The sequence below is a fragment of the Mycobacterium sp. genome (assembly GCF_035506235.1).
GTDB lineage: Bacteria > Actinomycetota > Actinomycetes > Mycobacteriales > Mycobacteriaceae > Mycobacterium.
Map to the genome: position 1 here is coordinate 1 of NZ_DATJPU010000242.1, position 6,097 is coordinate 6,097.

Consider the following 6,097-nt stretch of genomic DNA (forward strand, 5'->3'; position numbering starts at 1 on the left):
CATAGTAGGGGCTATTGGGAGAGCCCGCAGGAAAATCGCTGAAATCTTCAAGATTGCAAGTTAAGTCCCGATTAAATGGCCGCCGGATTCGCGCGGTGTGGCGATATGCCGGCGTTCGGCCTTGGCGCCCCGGGCTTTTCACCAGCCTCCCGGGCCGCGAATGCCGCCTGGCGCGTCGCGCTGCTGGCTACGATGACCCGTGAACGCGAGGTGTCCCGCCAGTGGACGGAGTGCTCACACCATGACCCCACCTATCGGGCAGGCCCGGGTCCCCAGATTGCCGCTCGACGAGGCCAAGGCCGCCGCGGACGAAGCCGCGGTGCCCGACTACATGGCCGAGCTCAGCATCTTCCAGGTGCTGCTGAACCATCCGACACTGGCGCGCGCCCTCAACGACCTCCTCGCCACCATGCTCTGGCACGGCGCCCTGGACCCGCGGTTGCGCGAGCTGGTCATCATGCGGATCGGCTGGCTCACCGCGTGCGACTACGAGTGGACGCAGCACTGGCGGGTCGCGTCGGGGCTGGGCGTGAGCCCCGACGACATGCTCGGCGTGCGCGATTGGCAGGGGCATGACGGCTTCGGGCCCGCCGAGCGCGCGGTGCTGGCGGCCACCGACGACGTGCTGCGCGACGGCGCGGTAAGCGCGGACAGTTGGGCCGCGTGCTCGCGTGAATTGCACAGCGACACAACGGTTCTCATAGAACTTGTCTCCGTCATCGGCGCATGGCGCATGGTCGCGTCGATCCTGCACAGCCTCCAGGTTCCGCTGGAAGAAGGTGTGTCCAGCTGGCCGCCGGACGGCCGGTCGCCTCACGATTGACTTATCAGTCAGTAACTCTTAACGTCGGGCAATGCGAACCAGGGTCGCCGAAATGCTCGGCGTTGAGTTTCCGATCTGCGCCTTCAGCCACTGCCGCGACGTCGTGGCCGCGGTCACCAACGCGGGCGGGTTCGGGGTTCTCGGCGCCGTCGCGCACAGCCCCCAGCGTCTGCAGAGCGAGCTGACCTGGATCGAGGAGCAGACCGGCGGCAAGCCCTACGGGGTCGACCTGCTGCTGCCGCCCAAATACGTGGGCGCCGAGCAGGGCGGGATCGACGCCAAGCAGGCCAGGGGGCTGCTGCCCGAGGAGCACCGCGCGTTCGTCGAGGACATCCTGTCCCGCTACGGCGTCGCGGCGCCCACCGACGAGCCCCGGGCGTCGTTCGGCGGCCTCAACATCTCGCCCAAGGGCTACGAGCCGCTGCTGGACGTGGCCTTCGCCCACAACATCCGGCTGATCGCCAGCGCGCTCGGGCCGCCGCCCGCCGACCTCGTCGAGCGCGCCCACAAAAACGACGTCCTGGTGGCCGCGCTGGCCGGCACCACCCAGCACGCGCGGCGGCATGCGGCCGCGGGTGTCGACATGATCGTCGCGCAGGGCACCGAAGCCGGCGGCCACACCGGCGAGGTGGCGACCATGGTGCTGGTGCCCGAGGTGGTGGATGCAGTGGCGCCGGTTCCCGTTCTGGCCGCCGGCGGGATCGCCCGGGGTCGTCAGGTCGCCGCGGCCCTGGCGCTGGGCGCCGAGGGGGTGTGGTGCGGGTCGGTGTGGCTGACGACCGAAGAGGCGGAGACGGTTCCCGTCGTCAAGGAGAAGTTCTTGGCGGCCAGTTCCTCGGACACGGTGCGGTCCCGGTCGATGACCGGCAAGCCGGCACGGATGCTGCGCACCGCCTGGACCGACGAGTGGGCCCGCCCGGACACCCCCGATCCCCTCGGTATGCCGCTGCAGACCGCGCTGGTCACCGGCGCCCAGGTGCGCATCAACCAGGCCGCCACCCACCCGGGTTCCGAGGCGCGCCAGCTGGCGACCTACTTCGTCGGCCAGGTGGTCGGCTCGCTCGACAAGGTCCGCCCGGTGCGCTCGGTGGTGCTCGGCATGGTGGAGGAGTTCATCGACACGATCGGCCGGCTCGACGGCCTGGTCGATACGTGACCAGCGCGACCCGGAGGCGCCGCGCGGTCAGCGAGGAAGACAAGTCGCAGCGGCGCGACCAGATCATGGGAGCAGCCAAAGAAGTCTTCGCGCGCAAGGGTTTCCACGCCACCACGATCGCCGACATCGCCAAGCGGGCCGGTCTGGCCTACGGCTCCGTCTATTGGTACTTCGACTCCAAGGACGAGCTGTTCCACGCGTTGATGGCCGCCGAGGAGGGCGCGCTGCGCGGCCACATCGCCGCGGCGCTCGATGTTCCGGCGGAGAGCTTCGGGCAGGAGGAGTCGCTTCGCGTCGCCGTTCGCGCGACGCTCGAGTTCTTCGAGGCCGACAAGGCCACCGTCAAGCTGCTGCTGCGCGACCCGTATGCGATGGGCGAGCGATTCGAGAAGCACCTCGGCGGGATCTACGAGCGGTTCGTCGACGACATCGAGACCTTCGTCGTCGCCGCCCAGGAGCGCGGCGAGGTGGTGGCCGCCCCGCCGCGGATGGTGGCGTACACGCTGGCGGCGCTCGTCGGGCAGCTGGCGCACCGGCGGCTGAGCACCGACGACGACGTCACCGCCGCTCAGGTGGCTGATTTCGTCGTGGCGCTGGCGCTGGACGGGCTGCGCCCACGCACGGGTCCCGACGCTGGCTGAACCCTGTGGACGTGCGTAATGAACGCATAAAGATTGGGTGACGGGGCACAGATCACATTGACCGCGTCATAGCCGTCGTGCATGATCGGTCGCGTATGCACCTCGTTAGGTGAGGCGTCTACACGAATACAGGCCACTGACCCCGAACGTCCAAAGACGCCCCGGGTCAGGACAGCTTCTCCCGGCTTAAGGGTTGAGCCCAGGTGGCTTCCGGATTATCGGACACGTCGTGTAGTGCCAAAGCTCTGACGAGAGGGGTGCGGATCTCCGGTGATCGCCGGTTTCTGGACTCCTAGTGGTGCGTGTGGATCGTGCGGACAACCGCACGCGTCGTGACGTCGAGGAGGTGAGGGACGTATGAGTTCCAGCGACAGTCCGGATCGAAGTCCGGGCTGTGTTCCGTCCCGATCCGGCCTCCGGCGCGACGTTCGCGGCTAGCTGATTGCCTTCGCGGCCAAGCGCTCTCGGATCGGAACCACAACGGGATGGGACACGTCAGTCCAATCAACGCTCGTTTTGATTCCACCTCGGCGCCGAGGCGCCGGGCAAAGTCCAGGAGACGATCATGACCACAGCTCTGTACGACGAAGTGGTGACCACGGCACCCGCCCGCAAGCTGACGGTGGTGCGCGACGCAGCCCCGGCCCCCGCCCCCAAGAAGGCCGCACGCCGGGCCGAGAGCCCGACCATCGTCATCAGCGACCCGCTGGTGGACGGCGCCGCTCACTTCTTGACCCTCGGCGTGCGTCATGTGTACGCGGCCCTGTGGCGGGTCGGTGTGCTCGAGGTCCGGGCCTGAAAAGCCATCTCGATGGACAGCGAGCAATCACCGCTCCAAGGGGCTACCCGGCCGCAGGTTTTCCCTGAGGCCAGGTAGCCCCTTGGAGTGCGGCATCCGTAGAATCGACGCAGTGGCATCGATCCGGCGATCACCGGGGAGCCTTCGGAAGAACGGCCGGCACGGCTCAGTAGAACCGAACGGGTAGGCCCGTCACAGCCTGCATCGAGCGGTCGCGCCCCAGCGCGGCAAGCGGGGTGGTACCGCGGCGCTCGCGCACCGTGCGCGTCGTCGTCCCCGGCCTGAGCATGACGGCCACAGGAGACGACACGCATCGTGATCGAGAACGCTGACGTCAAGGCCTACCCGAAGCCGGCCGGCGGAGCGCCGGACTTTCCGGCGCTCGAGCTCGAGGTCCTCGACTACTGGGCCCGCGACGACACCTTCCGGGCCAGCATCGCCCGTCGCGAGGGCGCCCCCGAATACGTCTTCTACGACGGGCCGCCCTTCGCCAACGGGTTGCCCCACTATGGGCACCTGCTCACCGGGTACGTGAAGGACATCGTCCCGCGTTACCGGACCATGCGCGGCTACAAGGTGGAGCGCCGCTTCGGCTGGGACACGCACGGGCTGCCCGCCGAGCTCGAAGTCGAGCGCCAGCTGGGCATCAACGACAAATCGCAGATCGACGACATGGGCATCGCCGCGTTCAACGAGGCCTGCCGCGAATCGGTGTTGCGCTACACCGACGAGTGGCGGGCGTACGTCACGCGCCAGGCGCGCTGGGTCGATTTCGACAACGACTACAAGACCCTCGATCCGTCCTACATGGAGTCGGTGATCTGGGCGTTCAAACAGCTGTGGGACAAGGGCCTGGCCTACGAGGGCTACCGGGTGCTGCCGTACTGCTGGCGCGACGAAACCCCGCTGTCCAACCACGAATTGCGGATGGACGACGACGTCTACCAAAGCCGTCAGGACCCGGCGATCACCGTGGGGTTCAAGGTAATCGGGGGCCCTTTGGACGGGGCTTATCTGTTGGTGTGGACGACGACGCCGTGGACCCTGCCGTCGAACCTCGCGGTCGCCGTCAACCCGGATGTGACCTACGTGCAAGTCAAGGTGGGGGATCGGCGGTTCGTGCTGGCCGAGGCCCGGCTGGCCGCCTATGCCCGCGAGTTGGGTGAAGAGCCCGAGATACTCGCCAGCTACCGGGGCGCTGACCTGCTGGGCACGCGCTACCTGCCGCCGTTCCCATATTTCATGGAAACCGCCAAGGCATTTCAGGTGCTCCCTGGCGATTTCGTCACCACCGAGGACGGCACCGGGATCGTACACATGGCGCCCGCGTACGGCGAGGACGACATGGCCACCACCGACAAGGCCGGCATCGTGCCGGTCACGCCGGTCGACTCGAAGGGCCGCTTCGACGCCAGCGTCCCGGATTACCAGGGGCAGCGCGTCTTTGATGCCAACCCGCACATCATCCGAGACCTGAAGAACGGCGGCGGCCCAGCGGCGGCGAACGGCGCGGTGCTGGTCCGCCACGAAACCTACGATCACCCCTACCCGCACTGTTGGCGGTGCCGCAATCCGCTGATCTACCGCGCGGTGTCGTCGTGGTTCGTCGCGGTCACCGAATTCCGGGACCGCATGGTGGAACTCAACCAGCAGATCACGTGGTACCCCGAACACGTCAAGGACGGCCAGTTCGGGAAGTGGCTGCAGGGCGCTCGCGATTGGTCCATTTCGCGAAATCGTTACTGGGGCACACCGATTCCGGTGTGGAAATCGGATGATCCCGCGCACCCGAGGATCGATGTATACGGCAGCTGTGACGAGCTGGAGCGCGACTTCGGGGTGCGGCCCACCAATTTGCACCGGCCCTACATCGACGAGCTGACGCGGCCCAACCCCGACGACCCCACCGGTCGGAGCACGATGCGGCGCATCCCCGACGTGCTCGACGTGTGGTTCGACTCGGGCTCGATGCCGTATGCCCAGGTGCACTACCCGTTCGAGAATCGCGATTGGTTCGACGGACACTATCCGGGCGACTTCATCGTCGAGTACATCGGCCAGACGCGCGGCTGGTTCTACACGCTGCACGTGCTGGCCACCGCGCTGTTCGACCGTCCGGCGTTCAAAACCTGTGTGGCGCATGGGATCGTGCTGGGCTCCGACGGCCAGAAGATGAGCAAGTCGCTGCGCAACTACCCGGACGTTTCCGAGGTGTTCGACCGTGACGGCTCCGACGCCATGCGGTGGTTTTTGATGGCCTCGCCGATCCTGCGCGGCGGCAACCTGATCGTCACCGAGCAGGGCATCCGCGAGGGCGTGCGGCAGGTGCAGTTGCCGCTGTGGAACGCCTACAGCTTCTTGGCCCTCTACGCGCCGAAAGTCGGCAGCTGGCGCACCGATTCGGCGAACGTGCTGGACCGCTACATCCTGGCCAAGCTGGCGGATCTGCGTGCTGACCTCACCGAGTCGATGGAGACCTGCGATATCTCCGGGGCCTGCGAGCAGCTGCGCCGATTCACCGAGGCGTTGACGAATTGGTATGTGCGGCGGTCGCGTTCGCGGTTCTGGGAGGAAGACGTCGATGCCATCGACACCCTGCACACCGTGCTGGAGGTGACCGCTCGGTTGGCGGCGCCGTTGCTTCCGTCGGTCACCGAGATCATCTGGCGGGGGTTGAC

At 67.2% G+C, this 6,097-nt stretch carries 5 protein-coding genes and 1 riboswitch; all 5 genes read left to right on the top strand.

The genetic code is table 11. The features are described 5' to 3' along the window. The first annotated feature begins 253 nt into the window (after positions 1 to 253). Positions 254 to 823: a carboxymuconolactone decarboxylase family protein gene (locus tag VMD50_RS21945; protein ID WP_325430675.1), complete on the top strand. Its 570-nt coding sequence runs from the start codon at positions 254 to 256 to the stop codon at positions 821 to 823. A 31-nt stretch (positions 824 to 854) separates the two neighbouring features. Further along, positions 855 to 1,979 (top strand): nitronate monooxygenase, encoded by a 1,125-nt coding sequence (locus tag VMD50_RS21950; RefSeq protein ID WP_325430667.1) that lies wholly within the window; start codon positions 855 to 857, stop codon positions 1,977 to 1,979. After that, a complete protein-coding gene (locus VMD50_RS21955) occupies positions 1,976 to 2,620 on the top strand; it encodes a TetR/AcrR family transcriptional regulator (protein ID WP_325430669.1) in 645 nt (214 codons plus the stop codon). The genes VMD50_RS21950 and VMD50_RS21955 overlap by 4 nt, the downstream gene beginning before the upstream one ends. A 94-nt stretch (positions 2,621 to 2,714) precedes the next feature. Next, positions 2,715 to 2,884: riboswitch (M-box (ykoK) riboswitch) on the top strand. A gap of 301 nt (positions 2,885 to 3,185) precedes the next feature. Beyond that, positions 3,186 to 3,419 (top strand): Rv1535 family protein, encoded by a 234-nt coding sequence (locus tag VMD50_RS21960; protein WP_325430671.1) that lies wholly within the window; start codon positions 3,186 to 3,188, stop codon positions 3,417 to 3,419. Between the two features lie 318 nt (positions 3,420 to 3,737). Continuing rightward, positions 3,738 to 6,097 (top strand): isoleucine--tRNA ligase (ileS, locus tag VMD50_RS21965; RefSeq protein ID WP_325430673.1); only part of this gene is annotated, 2,360 nt, incomplete at its 3' end.

Excerpts from the sequence above, each read along its gene's own strand:
- VMD50_RS21950 (WP_325430667.1), top strand. The coding sequence starts at position 855 with ATGCGAACCAGGGTCGCCGAAATGCTCGGCGTTGAGTTTCCGATCTGC.
- VMD50_RS21960 (WP_325430671.1), top strand. The coding sequence starts at position 3,186 with ATGACCACAGCTCTGTACGACGAAGTGGTGACCACGGCACCCGCCCGC.